The sequence below is a fragment of the Sphingobacterium ginsenosidimutans genome, from assembly GCF_039536865.1.
GTDB lineage: Bacteria > Bacteroidota > Bacteroidia > Sphingobacteriales > Sphingobacteriaceae > Sphingobacterium > Sphingobacterium detergens.
Map to the genome: position 1 here is coordinate 16,146 of NZ_BAAAZK010000009.1, position 15,790 is coordinate 31,935.

The 15,790-nt window shown below is 39.5% G+C and carries 13 protein-coding genes; 6 read left to right on the top strand and 7 right to left on the bottom strand.

From position 1 onward, the window contains the following. Positions 1 to 65 precede the first annotated feature (65 nt). Positions 66 to 497 carry a T9SS type A sorting domain-containing protein gene (locus ABFX33_RS23445; RefSeq protein ID WP_282252354.1) on the top strand — a complete coding sequence of 144 codons (432 nt, stop codon included), beginning with the start codon at positions 66 to 68 and terminating at the stop codon, positions 495 to 497. Between the two features lie 94 nt (positions 498 to 591). On the opposite strand, the gene ispG is transcribed toward ABFX33_RS23445, so the two are convergent. After that, complete coding sequence (gene ispG, locus ABFX33_RS23450; protein ID WP_346088634.1) at positions 592 to 2,598, bottom strand: (E)-4-hydroxy-3-methylbut-2-enyl-diphosphate synthase; 2,007 nt, start codon at positions 2,596 to 2,598, stop codon at positions 592 to 594. 45 nt (positions 2,599 to 2,643) lie between these two features. Continuing rightward, complete coding sequence (locus ABFX33_RS23455; protein ID WP_346088636.1) at positions 2,644 to 3,591, bottom strand: LiaI-LiaF-like domain-containing protein; 948 nt, start codon at positions 3,589 to 3,591, stop codon at positions 2,644 to 2,646. Between the two features lie 244 nt (positions 3,592 to 3,835). On the opposite strand from ABFX33_RS23455, the gene ABFX33_RS23460 reads away from it, so the two are divergent. The 3 genes from ABFX33_RS23460 (at position 3,836) to ABFX33_RS23470 (ending at position 6,428) form a co-directional block, all read left to right on the top strand. After that, positions 3,836 to 4,570, top strand: a complete 735-nt coding sequence (locus ABFX33_RS23460; protein WP_120262200.1) for an MlaE family ABC transporter permease — start codon at positions 3,836 to 3,838, stop codon at positions 4,568 to 4,570. 9 nt (positions 4,571 to 4,579) lie between these two features. Then, positions 4,580 to 5,335, top strand: a complete 756-nt coding sequence (locus ABFX33_RS23465) for an ABC transporter ATP-binding protein (RefSeq protein WP_120262201.1) — start codon at positions 4,580 to 4,582, stop codon at positions 5,333 to 5,335. 187 nt (positions 5,336 to 5,522) lie between these two features. Beyond that, positions 5,523 to 6,428 (top strand): class I SAM-dependent methyltransferase, encoded by a 906-nt coding sequence (locus ABFX33_RS23470; protein WP_259184635.1) that lies wholly within the window; start codon positions 5,523 to 5,525, stop codon positions 6,426 to 6,428. 98 nt (positions 6,429 to 6,526) lie between these two features. Here ABFX33_RS23470 and ABFX33_RS23475 read toward each other — a convergent pair whose 3' ends face one another. The 3 genes from ABFX33_RS23475 to ABFX33_RS23485 all read right to left on the bottom strand — a co-directional run bounded on the left by ABFX33_RS23475 (position 6,527) and on the right by ABFX33_RS23485 (position 11,123). Continuing rightward, positions 6,527 to 8,305 carry a hypothetical protein gene (locus ABFX33_RS23475; protein ID WP_346088639.1) on the bottom strand — a complete coding sequence of 593 codons (1,779 nt, stop codon included), beginning with the start codon at positions 8,303 to 8,305 and terminating at the stop codon, positions 6,527 to 6,529. 84 nt (positions 8,306 to 8,389) lie between these two features. Beyond that, entirely contained in the window at positions 8,390 to 9,232 is an 843-nt protein-coding gene (gene purU, locus ABFX33_RS23480; RefSeq protein ID WP_346088640.1) for a formyltetrahydrofolate deformylase, read from the bottom strand. Positions 9,233 to 9,269: 37 nt separating this feature from the next. Further along, positions 9,270 to 11,123, bottom strand: a complete 1,854-nt coding sequence (locus ABFX33_RS23485) for a DNA topoisomerase IV subunit B (protein WP_346088642.1) — start codon at positions 11,121 to 11,123, stop codon at positions 9,270 to 9,272. A 166-nt stretch (positions 11,124 to 11,289) separates the two neighbouring features. Between ABFX33_RS23485 and ABFX33_RS23490 the strand changes: the two genes are divergently transcribed. Beyond that, positions 11,290 to 12,441 carry an SPFH domain-containing protein gene (locus ABFX33_RS23490; protein ID WP_346088643.1) on the top strand — a complete coding sequence of 384 codons (1,152 nt, stop codon included), beginning with the start codon at positions 11,290 to 11,292 and terminating at the stop codon, positions 12,439 to 12,441. A gap of 22 nt (positions 12,442 to 12,463) precedes the next feature. Then, positions 12,464 to 13,573, top strand: a complete 1,110-nt coding sequence (locus ABFX33_RS23495) for a TFIIB-type zinc ribbon-containing protein (protein WP_346088644.1) — start codon at positions 12,464 to 12,466, stop codon at positions 13,571 to 13,573. Between the two features lie 73 nt (positions 13,574 to 13,646). Here ABFX33_RS23495 and ABFX33_RS23500 read toward each other — a convergent pair whose 3' ends face one another. Together ABFX33_RS23500 and ABFX33_RS23505 are read right to left on the bottom strand one after the other, a co-directional pair. Further along, positions 13,647 to 14,639: a hypothetical protein gene (locus ABFX33_RS23500; RefSeq protein WP_257087399.1), complete on the bottom strand. Its 993-nt coding sequence runs from the start codon at positions 14,637 to 14,639 to the stop codon at positions 13,647 to 13,649. A 31-nt stretch (positions 14,640 to 14,670) separates the two neighbouring features. Further along, positions 14,671 to 15,780, bottom strand: coding sequence for a hypothetical protein (locus tag ABFX33_RS23505; RefSeq protein WP_282252369.1), 1,110 nt, complete (start codon positions 15,778 to 15,780; stop codon positions 14,671 to 14,673). Positions 15,781 to 15,790: the final 10 nt, after the last annotated feature.

Genomic DNA, 15,790 nt, shown 5'->3' on the forward strand with positions numbered 1-15,790 from the left:
AATTCAAATAGTTAGCGTTATATTTGATTAAACCGTAACCAATATTTGAAGTCTAATTTAACACTATGGGGAGAAATCTACTTAAAGCAGCTTATTTAACACTTATTACCACACTGACCTTGTGCAGCGGGGTAGGTCGGGTGTATGCGAAGTCTCCTGATGACCATACTTTTTTGCAAGCTACTTGGAACGGTAATGAGGGATTTGGAGATAACAATATTAAGGATACTGAGAAACTGATCAATAACGTTAAAGTATTTTATAATCCAATTGCCGAACAAGTCAATCTTTCCTTTAAATTGGCAAAGTCATCTAGTGTGTCTATTAAAGTCATGGATGCTTTAGGTAATGAAATTCTACAACTGATGAATGGAAATCTTGACGCTGGTGTTCAGAATCTTTCTTTTGAACATGGTGGCAAATTGACAACTGGATTTTATTTTGTGCGCGTTGTTGCTGGATCGGAGACTGTGGTAAAAAGATTTTCTGTCCGCTAAGGAAGACGAGAATACTCAATTGATAAAATTGAATTTACAATATAATATAATAAGTAAGGGGATCATTTGATCCCCTTACTTATTATATTATCGCTTATTCTTGTACTTCATCAATCCATAGTCCATCATCTTGGATGATCTTGATCAATTCGTCCAATGCCTGGGCTGAACTTACATTCTTTTTGACGACCTCTTGGCCTCTATATAAGGTTACCTTATCAGGACCAGCTCCCACATATCCGTAATCTGCATCAGCCATCTCACCTGGGCCATTCACAATACAACCCATAATGCCAATTTTCAAGCCTTTGAGGTGATTGGTGCGACTCCGAATCATTTGAGTGGTTTCCTGAAGATCAAACAATGTTCTTCCACAGCTTGGGCAAGAGATATATTCTGTTTTTGATATTCTTGAGCGGGTTGCTTGCAGTATTCCGAAGGAAAGAGATGCAATGTTCTCTAACGGGGTCGCCGGAGAATCAATCCATATGCCCGAACCTAAACCATCAATTAACAATGCACCCATGTCTGTGGAAGCATATAGCTGTATTTTCGATATAGGCTCCTCGGGGTTCATAAACTCGCCCATAGGACCTGAAAAATCCTCTTTACGATAGGATCTTTTGATAATGACAGGATTATCAATGCCGATTTCTTGCAGATTTCGGAAAAATTGCCGTTGATCGGCCATTCCATGCGTATGATCGGTTTCTAATATAAATACAACAGTCTTGTCTAACGGCAATGATTCAAATAGCGGACTTGTTAAATCCGTATTACGGATTTTTACCATATTCAACACACTATCCTTACTGTCTGCATGTACAAACTCTTCCAGCGTATAGAGTGGATGGATATTTGTTTTGTCCTTAAGATTGGACCATGTCCCAAAATTATATACCTGTTTTAAATTTGCGGGCATATTAAATGAAGGCAAATGATCCCCTAGATAAACAAAATCTACGGATTGCTCACCCATATGATATTTATCCAAAAGGATATCATAGCGGTAGCCAACTTTTGTAAGAATTTGGGCGTCTTTCAGATTTTCATTCGAGATATCTGTCACAATTCTGGGAACCAGCGAACCACCGATGAAGGTATTGACCTCCTGACTCTGATAGGGAACAACTGGACTATCTGATGCGAGCTGTATGATTTCTTCTTTTGGTTGATTGGCCAAAACCGTTTTTCGCTGACTATATCTATTGACCAACGCAATTGCTACTGGAGCTTCGCGTTCAGGTTCTTCGGTCAGGGAAACCCTTACAGTATCTCCAAGCCCGTCTTCTAGAAGTGTACCTATTCCTACCGCAGATTTCACACGACCATCCTCTCCATCACCGGCCTCCGTCACGCCAAGATGTAGCGGATAATTCATATTTTCAGAAACCATCTTTTCAACCAGCAAACGGTAGGCCTTGACCATTACTTGCGGGTTGGAGGATTTCATTGAAATACATAGATTATAGAAATTTAGATCTTCACACATCCGGATGAACTCCATGGCGGATTCGACCATTCCCTCAGGGGTGTCCCCATAGTGGCTCATGATCCGATCTGAAAGAGAACCATGATTTGTACCAATCCGCATGGCAGTGCCATATTCTTTACAAATGTTTACCAGCGGAGTAAACTTGGTGTAGATACGCTCTAGTTCTAATTTATATTCTGCTTCAGTATATGATAACAGGTCAAATTTCTTCTTATCGGCATAATTACCTGGGTTTACCCGAACTTTCTCGACTATCCGGGCGGCAACTTCAGCGGCATTTGGTGTAAAGTGGATATCTGCTACTAAGGGTACGTTATACCCTCTTTTTCGAAGCTCACTTTTTATATTTGCTAGATTCTGAGCTTCTTTTATACTTGGTGCAGTGATACGAACATATTCACAACCCGCTTCTACCATTCGAATAGTCTGTTCTACCGAGCCCAGTGTATCCATTGTATCCACAGTAGTCATACTTTGAATGCGGATCGGGTTGTCTCCACCCATAGGGATATCTCCAATCTGAATTTCCCTTGTTTTCCATCTCGAATATTCTACCTTGGAATTGCAATAGATTCCTGGTAAAGTCAACATATTACTTGTGTTCATATATAACACAAAGTTAGCTTTTCTTGGCTAAAAAATCGCTGTCAATTAATATCTTCTAATTTTTATTGAAGCAATTCCGCCATTGATGTCAAAATCAAATTTTTCAGTCGCTGCATCATAATTTGTTGATTTTACCATACCATCCATTTTTAGGAAATCGCCTTCATAGGAAGTTGATGACAGGGCATTATCGCTGGTGATACGACATGCTGCATTTTTAGGGATTGCAATTTCGATCGAAGATGCACCAGCGTCCATGGATATCTTTGTTGTTGCTAAAGGTTGTCCAAGTTTTAATTTTAGACTGGTCGCTCCTGCATCAATATCCAATACCTCAATTTTATATGGTGAAAGATCCAATTTGGCATCAATTGCACCGATATCAAAGTTCAGCTTCCATACGATATTTGGATTGAGTGAGATGTAGGTATTGTTATTTTTGCTATTAAAATCCTTGTCTTTGAATTTACCTTTTAAGTTAATATCAATCTTATCTGAAGATTCACCATGTGTAGTCATACCCAAGAGATATTCACTAGAAGTATTATATGCGGTGAAAATTGAAGATGTAGTTGTACTATCGTTTTTTAAGGATGTAGCTCCCAAATCGATGTTTAAATTTGCGCTTTTGATTTTATCGTCTAGAGGGACTTGTAGTTTCTGTGCTGTATAGTTGGTCTTGTCATTTGGATCGTCCATATCGATCTGTACCCCTTTGTTTTTTAATAATTGCGTCAAAAGAGGTTCTTTTGGAGTAGATAATCCGATATATGTAAGAAAACCCAGGATAACTACAGTAGCACCGATAGCAATAAACTGTCCGATTTGTTGATCCTTAGGGACCAGCATACGGATTCCAGCGAGGACAATAAATAATGGCCAATATCTGAAAATTCCTACCCAATTAAAGGAAATACTGTTAAGTTGGGATAATAATAAGACAATCCCTATAAAAAGAATTGTAATTCCAGTTGTTATACGTTGTGTGTTCATGACTAATTCCGTTTGTTATATATCCCAAAAGTAAATCGCTTTGTTAGACACTGTACGAAAGATTAGGCTATTATACATAAAAATTCGGTAAATGTGACTAATTGATCGGTAAGTAATTTTGTTTTTCTCCTACTTTTTAGGTTTTCGCTTGTTTATATATTTGTTGGAATTAAGTACCTTTAATGGATACATGGACCAAACATCGTGCTTGGTTTGTATAATACATAGAATTTAAATTGATAATATGATTTTTCATCACATTGGTGCGTATCTAATACTACTGAAGTCAGTCTTTAAAAGGCCGGAGAAAGGGCGTATCTATTGGAAAGAAACCATGCTGACAATGACCGATATCGGCATAGGATCTTTAGGACTTATTGTGATCATTTCCACGTTTATTGGAGCGGTAATGACCATGCAGATTGCTTTTCAGATGGTCTCTGATCTAATTCCAAATTCGATTATTGGTTCCATCAATAGGGATTCAAATATTTTGGAGCTGGGGCCTACGATTTCGGGATTGGTACTGATGGGGAAAATTGGCTCTTCGATTTCTTCCCAGATTGGGTCAATGCGTGTGACCGAGCAGATTGATGCTTTGGAGATTATGGGGATAAACGCTCCGGGCTATCTCATATTGCCTAAAATATTGGCGGGAGTGACTATGATTCCGATGCTGGTTATTATCGCCATAGTCTGTGCACTAGTAGGTGGTCTATTGGGTGGCTCTCTTTCTGGAGCTGTAACTCCGGCGGATTATATTTTAGGTATTCAAGATAATTTCAATGGATTTACAGTGACCGTAGCACTTGTAAAAGCTGTTGTATTTGGCTTTATTATTACTTCTGTATCTGCATATAAAGGGTATAAAGTGAAGGGAGGGGCCTTAGAAGTAGGACAAGCGAGCACTGAAGCTGTTGTCGTTGGATGTATTACCATTCTGGCAGCAGACTATGTGATTACAGCATTAATGCTTTAAAAAGATCATATGATTCAAATTGAAAATATTAATAAGTCTTTCGGTGATAACCATGTTTTAAAGGGGATCAGTGCAAATTTTGAACCTGGAAAAGTGAGTTTAATTATTGGTGGATCTGGTTCGGGAAAAAGTACCTTACTAAAATGTATTGTCGGATTACATCATCCGGAAAAAGGAAAGGTGTTGTTTGACCAGACGGACTTCACGCGGATGAATTTTGAGGAACGCGTGCCCATCCGGAAAGAAATAGGTATGCTGTTCCAAAATTCAGCCTTATTCGATTCAATGACAGTCGAGCAGAATATTATGTTCTCGCTGGATATGTTCACAGATATGTCTAAATCTGAGAAATTGGACCGTGCGAACCATTGCTTGGAACAGGTTAATTTGGAGGGGCGCAACAAGTTGTTCCCCGCGGAGCTATCCGGTGGGATGAAAAAACGGGTAGGCATTGCACGTGCAATCAGTATGAATCCCAAATATCTTTTTTGTGATGAACCCAACTCAGGTTTGGATCCTGAAACCTCTATTGTAATCGACGAGCTGGTTCTTAAAATTACGCAAGAATTAAAGTGTACAACGGTCGTTGTGACCCATGATATGAATTCGGTTATGGGAATTGGTGAATATATTCTGTTTTTATATAAGGGGCAGAAATTTTGGGAGGGATCCAATAAAGATATGATGCGGTCTGATGTCGAAGAGTTAAATAATTTTGTATTTGCAAGCCCGTTGATGAAAAGTGCAAAGGCCTCTATGGGGTAATAAATGCTGAAAAGGAAGCGTATGATTGAAATCTGTAATCAATAGCTGTTTTTTGAACAGATTGTGTCTTTATTGATTTACATGAAATTTTTATATGTTTTAATCTTACGAATGTTATTTTTAAGTAAGATGGACGAACGCTAAATTTCAATATGAAAGAAATTTAGCTTAGTTTTGTCGGAAAATTTTGATTTTGGCAACAACGAATATACAACTATTGACCCCACAACACTGGAAGGACTATGAGCTCATTGACTGTGGTGATTTTGAAAAATTAGAACGTTTTGGAGATCTTGTATTAATCAGACCCGAACCACAAGCTGTATGGCCTAAGGCTTTGAGCGATGCAGAATGGAACAAACGTTATCATATCAAGTTCAAGGGGCGTTCAGCTACTTCTGGAGAATGGTTGAAAAAAAATCCGAAGATTCAAGATCGTTGGCATATTCAATATAAAAACGATGATGTAGCGATCAAGTTTAGGTTGGGCCTTACCTCGTTTAAACATGTTGGTATATTTCCTGAACAGGCTGTCAATTGGGATTATATTTCGGAATCTGTTCGTTCTTTCAAGACCGAAAAACCTAAAGTTTTAAATCTTTTTGCCTATACAGGAGGTGCTTCATTAATAGCTAAAGCTGCGGGAGCAGATACAACACACGTCGATTCCATTAAGCAGGTTGTTACATGGGCCAATGAAAATATGGAGATTTCCAATCTCGACAATATTCGTTGGATGGTTGAGGACGCATTGAAATTTGTCAAGCGTGAGCTAAAACGCGGAAATACTTACAATGGTATTATATTGGATCCACCAGCATATGGACATGGGCCAAAAGGGGAGAAATGGAAGCTTGAAGATCATATCATGGAGATGATGACTGAGGTTGTTCAATTACTGGATCCTAAGGAGCATTTTTTGATCTTAAATACCTATTCATTAGGTTTCTCTTCGGTTATTGTTGAGAATCTAATAAAAACTGCATTTCCGAAAGTGGAGAATTTAGAAATTGGCGAACTGTTTCTACAGGCTACAGCAGGACCAAAATTGCCATTAGGCGTTTTTGGAAAATTTCGTAAAATTGCAAAGTAGATCTTGCCGTTGAATAAAGGCAAGTATTTAATAACATAAAACGCGGCAGGTCTTGTGGATCTGCCGCGTTTATTTTTAGCATGAAATAGATATCGTACTTAAATATGAACATTATTTAAACGGATCATAGCGAGTTCCAATTGTAATGGTATGGCTGCCTGGGTGCTTTTAGGAATATAAAGGAGTTTATTTTGTAACCGATGATAGTAATCTATCCCTAGCTGTAATTGCGCCTTGAACTTCGTGATATATTTTATTTTTTTGTCATTGAGGATGTCTTTATTGTCCTCGACGTACTTTTGGATATGATCGATGTAAAGGTTTAATTCATTGATTAGCACAAATGGTCTATCTGAATGCTTTAGGATAGAGCCACGGCCATAAATATGATCAACCATCTGTTTTAAAGAATATTGCCTTTTGAACCAGACCAGATTAGGTCCAGGGCAAATAGAAACAGCTGTCTGTTCTTTATTTCGTTGGATGCCATATTTGAGGTAGGCGGGAGCTGCGAGACCTTCACAAAGACAGGTTTTTTCGGTGATGGTATCAAATGACCTGTTATATTCTTCATCGGTAAGTCCTTGCCCCTGTAGTTCCCGGATCTTTTGATGCTGATAAGTGCGTGAAGCGGTGCAAACCGGTTTTTCTCCGAACTCACGATTAGTAACAAGATATTCCTTTTTACAGGGACTACCCGGTCTTCCTTTTTTGATGCGTTCCAATCGTAATTTTTCGGCATTACTTGGTCTAAAATTATTAAATGGTACTCCTAAAGGTGATGCTCCACTGCAATAGAAATCTGTTTTCTCCGCTTCCTCCAGTGCTTTCAATGTTTCATTGTCTACCGTTGTTGCCTCTGGGACCATTAGAAAAGGGGAACCCCAGCCTACAGCGTCAAATTCATAATAATCCAGTAGAAACTGATGCTCCATGGCTGTCCCTACTCCGCCTTGTACAGTGTACTTCATTGGAGGAAAATCCGTTAATCGTACACCTTGGGATGCCCAATAATCCTGATAAATTGTAAAGAGCTCAATTTTTAAATTTTCTTTTTTTTCTTTGAACTCCTCAAGGATGGGTCCCAATAAGAAACCATCTGTAGCGAAAGCGTGCCCACCACAATTCAATCCGGATTCTACCCGGAATTCGGATACCCAAACACCTCTTTTTGCAAGATATTTTGCCTGGATGAGTGATGATCTAAAGTCGCTGACTTTCAAAACTACCTTTTTATCAAATGTGCTGTCAGGTTTTGGAAAGAATGCTGGTAATTCGGCCAGATAGGCGTATAAATGAGGATTCATTCCCGCTGATAGGATAACAGCGGAATGTAAAGTGGAATTGACGAATCCGCGTAGCGCAGCTGAAGCGTCTGAATACTTTTGATCCAAAGCAACATCATTTTTAAAATTCAGTTTATCCACTTTGGACATAATATTGACATCGATTTCGCCAGGTTTTACATAGCCAATCAATAATTCTTGTAACTGCTGCTTGATACTGGTATTGGTCTCAATCTCCATGGCATGATAGATTGGTCTAGCAGGATGAGATTCCGGCAATAACTGAAAATACTTTGTTAGATCAGAATCCGCTGTAAAAGGTTGTTGCTTTAGTGTTTCCATTTGTTGTTCTACTAAAGTCTTGACCAAATCAAGATAAGCGGTGATTCGACTGGCTCTATAATCTTCTTCTTGCTTATGAATGGGGTGAAAGGCCAGCTGGTTAAGTTTGCAGTAATATGCCCGGATACGCTCTATGAGCTCATCGTCTACAATAGACATGACCGTTGAGATGCCATAGCGGGCAACTTTGATTGCTGAGTCTATCGAAAAAGCAAGTCCTAATACAGGGATATGGAAAGTGTGCGTCATTCTTAAATAGTTCTTTTACGAAATAATCAAGAATAACGCGATTAAAAAATAATGACTATACGTTTAAAGTGGTGATTGTGATCACTATTCAAATACAATCGTTTTGTAATCGTTGAGCATTACACGGTCTTCACTCAATAAGCGGATCGCTCTACTTAAAACGGCTTTTTCAATCTCCTTCCCGGCAGTAACCATATCTTTGACGGTGTAGGTATGATTGACATGACGAATATCTTGAACAATGATAGGACCTTCATCGAGCTGGTCGGTAACAAAGTGTGCTGTCGCACCAATGATTTTTACACCTCGGGAATGTGCCTGCTTGTAAGGATTTGCGCCGATAAATGCAGGTAGAAAAGAATGATGAATATTGACCAACCTATTTTCGAATGTTGCAACAAATAGGGGGGAGAGAATCCGCATAAATTTTGCTAGAATAATATAATCAAAATCGTATTGTTTGATTTGGGCAATCAATTGTGTCTCAAAATCTTCTTTCGATATACCTTCATGCGAAATATAATGGAATGGGATCTCAAATTTATCCGTAAACGAGCGTAAAGTATCGTAATTACCAATGACAGCCTGTACTTCTGCACCCCAGGTTTCAAAATGTTGTCGGACAAGAATATCGGCTAAACAATGGTGCTCTTTGGTTACGAGAACAACAATTTTCTTTCGATTACTGGGGTTGACCTGAATCTGAGCGGAGGGAGGAAGCACATTGGCCAGGGAATCGGTGAGCTGTGTCTGATCAGGGAAAAGACCATTGCAGACAACACGGACAAAAAACTTGTTCGCCTCCTCATCAACATATTCCCGCATGGTAATGATGTTAAGCTGATATTGGGCCAGTGTATTGGAAATATTGGCTACTAATCCAACGGCATCTTGACATTGGATCAGAATTAAGGTTTGGTTGTACATGAAATATTGGTCGTAGGTCGCAAAAAAGCGGGTTAATTTAACCCGCTTTTTTTGTTAGTTCTTCTTCAAGGTCTACTTCTACACGTAGATTTTCGACAATATGTTTTTGTCGATCTGGTGTATTTTTGCCCATGTAGTATTCTAATAATTGTTGAATTTTATTGTCTTTTGATAAAATAACAGGATCCAGACGGATATCTTTTCCGATAAAGAGACCAAATTCAGAGGGTGATATTTCACCTAAACCTTTAAATCGTGTGATTTCAGGTTTTGCTCCAAGTTTCGCAATTGCTTTTTGTCTTTCTTCATCCGAATAACAATAGATCGTCTCCTTTTTATTCCGCACCCTGAATAATGGTGTTTGGAGGATAGATACATGTCCTGCTTTGACCAAATCAGGGAAAAACTGTAAGAAAAAGGTCAATAATAGCAGACGGATGTGCATTCCATCAACATCGGCATCGGTAGCGATAACGATATTATTATAACGTAGTCCATCCAATCCATCTTCAATATTGAGGGCGTGCTGCAAGAGATTGAACTCTTCGTTTTCATAAACGATCTTTTTGGACATGCCATAAGAGTTCAGCGGTTTTCCTTTTAAGCTGAAAACGGCTTGAGTCTGTACGTCACGTGATTTGGTGATCGAACCTGATGCGGAGTCACCCTCTGTTATGAAAAGTGTCGTTTCTTGGTTGCGCTCGTTTTTATCGCTGAAATGGACTTTACAGTCACGCAATTTGCGGTTGTGCAAAGAGGCTTTTTTAGCTCTTTCATTCGCTAGTTTTTTGATCCCTGCAATATCCTTCCGTTCTCTTTCAGATTGGAGAATACGTTTTTGAAGCGCATCCGCTGTCGTTGGATTTTTATGCAAGTAATCATCCAATGCTTTTTTGACAAAATCATTAATAAACCCTCTTACAGTAGGGCCTTCTGGGCCTACACTCTGAGAGCCTAATTTTGTTTTTGTTTGGGATTCGAAAACCGGTTCCTGAACTTTTATGGCGATGGCACCAATAATCGAGGATCGAATATCTGACGCATCAAATTCTTTTTTGTAGAACTCGCGAATGGTTTTTACAAGTGCTTCTCGGAATGCCGCCTGATGTGTTCCCCCTTGTGTGGTATGCTGACCATTCACAAAGGAATAATATTCTTCTCCATACTGTTGACCATGGGTCATTGCAATCTCGATATCCTCCCCACGTAGGTGAATGATTGGATAGCGCATGGATTCGGCGTCAATATTCCTTTCTAATAGATCTTTTAATCCATTTTCAGAAATAAATCGCTGTCCATTGAAGTTGATCGTAAGACCTGAATTCAGAAAAACATAATTCCAGATCATATTCTCTACAAATTCTGAACGGTATTTGTAGTTTCTGAAAATAGAATCGTCTGGATAGAATGTTACCGATGTACCATTACGTTGGGTAGTGTCTTTCTGCTCGTCATTTACCAATTCCCCTTTGGAAAACTGCGCAATACGCGTTATATTTTGGCGGTAGGATTGTACTGTAAACTGGCTGGATAATGCATTGACGGCTTTTGTACCTACACCATTTAAGCCAACGGATTTTTGGAAGGCCTTGCTGTCATATTTACCACCTGTATTGATCTTGGAAACTACATCTACGACGGAGCCAATTGGAATTCCACGGCCATAATCGCGTACTGAAACTTTGTTTTCGTTTACAGTGATATCAATGGTTTTACCGGCACCCATTACAAATTCGTCGATCGAGTTGTCGACGACTTCTTTCAATAAAACATAGATGCCATCATCGTAGGCTGAACCGTCCCCCAACTTTCCTATGTACATTCCCGGACGAAGGCGGATATGCTCTTTCCAATCCAGGGACCTAATACTGTCTTCGTTATATGTACTCATAAATTTATGTAGAACTTAGCTAACAAAAGTATAAAAAATAAAAACGATATATGGTATGAAAGACTAAATTTTTTAGATATCTATGGTTTCTGATATGATTGTTAAAATTGGCGGTTTCCCAAGAAATGTTTACATTTAGTGTAAGTAATTGTAAAGAGAAAAATTTATGGGGTTATTTGATAAAATCAGGAATGAATTTATTGATATTATCGAGTGGGTCGATAATAGTACTGATACGATCGTATGGAAATTTCCTAGGTATCAGAATGAAATAAAAATGGGTGCACAACTTACTGTACGTGAGGGGCAGGCAGCGGTGTTCTTAAATGAGGGTGTGGTTGCTGATGTATTTCAACCCGGAAGATATGAATTGACGACACAAAATATGCCGATTATGACAACCATTAGAGGTTGGAAGTATGGCTTTAATAGCCCATTTAAGGCTGATGTCTATTTTATTAACCTGCGTCAGTTTGTTAATCAGCGTTGGGGAACAAAAAATCCGATTATGTTGCGTGATCCGGAATTTGGGCCAATACGTCTTCGTGCCTTTGGAAATTTTTCCTTTCAAGTGAAAGACGTTCCTGTTTTTATGAAACAGTTGGTTGCGACGACCCCGGTATTTACTGTAGATGATATTACTGAGCAATTGCGCAATATTGCTGTGTCAAGAGGTATGGATGCTATTGCGGAGTCTAAAATTCCGGCCTTGGATTTAGCGTCTAACTACGATGAAGTTTCCGCATTGATTCAACAAAAGATAACCGGAGATTTTGAGGAGATCGGATTGAGCTTGACCAAATTTTTGATTGAGAATATCTCATTTCCAGAAGAAGTGGAAAAAGCACTGGATAAAAGAAGTAGTATGGGCGTGGTCGGGAACCTTGGTGCTTATGCGCAATTTCAAGCGGCCAATTCGATGGAGAAAGCAGCGGAAAATCCAAGCAGTGGTGGTATTGTTGGTGCAGGCTTTGGTGCAGGTTTGGGTGCTGGGATGGTTGGACAAATGGGCAATGTATTCCAACAGAATAATTTTGACGGGAATAACCCTAATGGTGTTGCTGGTGCGGGAGCTGTTGCAGCAGGATCAGCTGGGCCACCGCCATTACCCAAGGCCGTTGCTTATTACCTGGCTATAAAAGGCAAGCAGGAGGGACCTTTCGATCAGGAACAGTTGCGTGGATTAGTGGGTGAAGGTACGCTTACCACGTCAACGTTAGTATGGAAGGAAGGGCTCGATAACTGGACTGAGGCTGATAAAGTTGTAGAATTGAAGGATTTGTTTTCACAAACTCCACCGCCAATTCCTGGAGTTTAGAGGTATAAGTGCTATCACGAGTATGAGTTTTGAAGAGAAAACCTCCGAAATAGATCGGGGGTTAAAATGCCAAGGTTGCGGTGCCGTTTTGACTTATCAGCCCGGAACTTCCTATCTGGAATGTTCTTACTGTGGGACTAAAAATGAAATTGCGGATGAAATGCCCGTAAGTGGTGAGATTGAAGCAACGGATTATAAGGTTTTTGGTAAAGCGATGGAGGGTGTGGCAGATGAACGTTATAGTTATCTGGGTGAGATTGTTCATTGCAACAACTGTGGCGCTAATTCAAGGTTGAATCCGCATGTTACTGCGGATGTCTGTGCCTTCTGTGCATCGCCATTGGTTATTGATCATCAGCAAAGACGTATTGTCAGACCTCATGGACTTGTACCTTTCACAGTGGATTACAAACAGGCGTTTGGATTATTGACCCAATGGGCAGGAAAGGTCTGGTTTGCCCCCAATGATTTCAAAAAAATCTTTAATACGCGAAATGATCGTTTGAAGGGTGTATATATACCATTTTGGTCATATGATTCGGATGTGCATTCTTCTTATGAAGGATCCCGTGGGGAATATTATTATGTAACGCGGACACGACGTAATTCAGACGGTGAAACGGAGGAATATGAAGAGCGCCGCACGAACTGGTATCCTGCTTCAGGGAGGATCTATAGTCGATTTAGAGATATTGTTATTTCCGGATCGACTTCACTGCCTGAAAAATTTTCGGACAAAATAGGTCCTTGGAACCTAGATTACCTGAAACCGTTTAATGAACAGTATTTAAGTGGTTTTATCGCGGAGACTTTCAGTGTTGATCATGTGGTGGCTGCCGGAACTGCCCGTGCTATTATGGATCGTGAAATTGTGCGGCAGGTAGAGGATGATATTGGTGGGGATACACAGGACATTGATTCCATCGATAGCGATTTTAAGTCGATCAGATTGAAATATATTTTGTTGCCGATCTGGCTCTCAGCCTATCAGTATAAAGGTAAGAGTTATCAAATTATGGTGAATGCTTTCAATGGCAAGGTTTATGGACAAAGACCGTACAGCGTCTGGAAAATTGTATCCCTGATCCTTTTGATTCTTTTAGTATTATATCTTTTGAGCTTTATGGGCTAAGGCTTGTAATGGTGATACAAAAAGAGCTGTACTTTGAAAAAAGTACAGCTCTTTTTGTTGCTGTAAAATGTAATTATTTATTCAATGAAAGCAAAAAGCCGATCGTGAAGTTTGCGTCCCAGTCAAATACAAAGGTATCGCAATTGGTCGCATCTTTAAGTGCTTTGTAGATGTTTACTCCGCTTTTGGTTTTTATTTTTTCTGCTTTATAAGAGGAAGGGTCATTCAATACTGTAAACCGTTCGTCTCCTTGACGTGTCTGAGATGCTAGTTCAAAGGGAACACCACCAATGATAAAACATACTTCTCTTTTTGCAGCGGGTATTTTCTCACCTAATTTTTTCACTTCCGCATAAACGGCATCGTCTTTTAGATCTTTTTCATAATATTTTGCGCCAGGCGCTTCCTCAGATTTGGTATTACCATCAATCCAGGAGATTTTGGTGTTGCCCGAACCGATATCCACAACAAAAGAATTTTCTTCATAAGCCTTAGGAAGAACAGATTTAAGCGCCAGCTTTCCTTCTTGTTCGGCAGTCACTAAATTAACAACAAAACCCATTTTTCTGAGCTCGGAACTAATCACAGTCGTCTTAGGTTCTTTTTGTGCGCCAGAGCTGATAACAAAGTGGATGTTTTTAGATTTCACACCTTTATCGAGCATCATGCCGATATAGTCTTTTAATCCTTTACGGATATCTTCGGTATTGGCTAAGCCTTCATAAGCAAAGGATTTACCAAAATCTTTGGAAATAATCTCCCAACGATTTTCTTTATCCATATTGACGACAAAGGAATTGAATCCCGAGGCGCCCACTTCTACAACACCCTTATACTCTCCATCGATCGGTTTTTCAGGTTGATAATTGAATGAACGTGTGCTGCCAGAGGTTGGGGTAGCTGCGCCTGGTGTGTTGGAACTGGATGTATCTGCTTTATTAACAGTTGGGATTGTGTCGAATTTGCCTGATTGCATCGCCCAATAGCCAATAGCAAGAATAGGTACCGCGATAATAAGCGCTTTGATAGGCCATCTTAATCTAGCCCATGTCGATTTCTCTTCCATAATTTTGAATAATATGATATTGTTTTGTTAATTAATCTAGTAATGTAAAGCCTTTGTCGATTTTCTCCTCTGGCTTGAGTTCGTAGCTCGCATCGGACATCTGAGTGACATTAAGTACTTTCAAATTACGTTCGTCGACCTTACGTATAAATTCTTCCAGTTCTCCTTGTGAAGGGGCGCCCCCGACTGTGATGTTGTTGTTTTGATCCAAGAAATCCAAGTTGGATCTAATCGAAGCAATGTTTTGGCTGATAGCACCTGTAGCTGCATTCATTGCTTCCTGAAAAGCCCATCCATCTTTGATATTAAATACATCGGCAAGTCCATCCGTTGCATTTTTCATTTTTTGCGTTGCTTCTAACTTCTTGGAAATAATAGAAATACTGCTATCCAATGTACTTACATAGATACGTGCTGCGCTTTCGTTGTCTTTGAGGACCTCCAGTACTTTGGCAAACTGATTGGCGTATTGCACATAGCTACGGGCATTTTGTTCTTCGGATTCCCCTTCTTTACCTAGCAAAAAAGCTTTGGTACGTGTTTCCTTGGCATCTCTTGCATAGGCATTGGCTTTCTCAGCATTATTTTTGCTGGCTTCTTCCTTTGATTTTTCATCAAGATTAGCAGCTTCAGCCGTAAACCTTTTCGCATAAGTGTACTTTTCTTCCGCAGTTTTTTGAGCTGTTTCACCGCTTTGAATCATATCAATGCGAACCCCGTCCACATTACTGATCTTTTCCTTTACACGTTTTAACGTGTCTTTGGCATCACGGGACAGCAATTGTAAAGTCTCGATGGGATTGTTTCTAATAATGGATTTCTCCCCTTTGAACAACAGTACAGTGCCCAAGCGATGCAGTAGGGCGATGATCTTAGGAGCTAAAAGCAATAGAGTGATCAGGATAATACTGAAAATAACAAATAAAATGCTCTTTCCTGCGTATTCAAGCATAATGGGAAGGAATTTGAAAAAAGCAAATGCGCCGCCCAAAAGTAATGCCCAAAAGAAAACAGTCGAAGCAGTTTTTTTTGCTTCTGGAGATTTTAATTGTGCAGGTAAATGATCTCCCAAAACTTGAAATATGGGGAGTTGTGTCTTTATTTCAGCAGGAATATTGATGTATTGATCTTTTTTTTCCATTGATTTATAG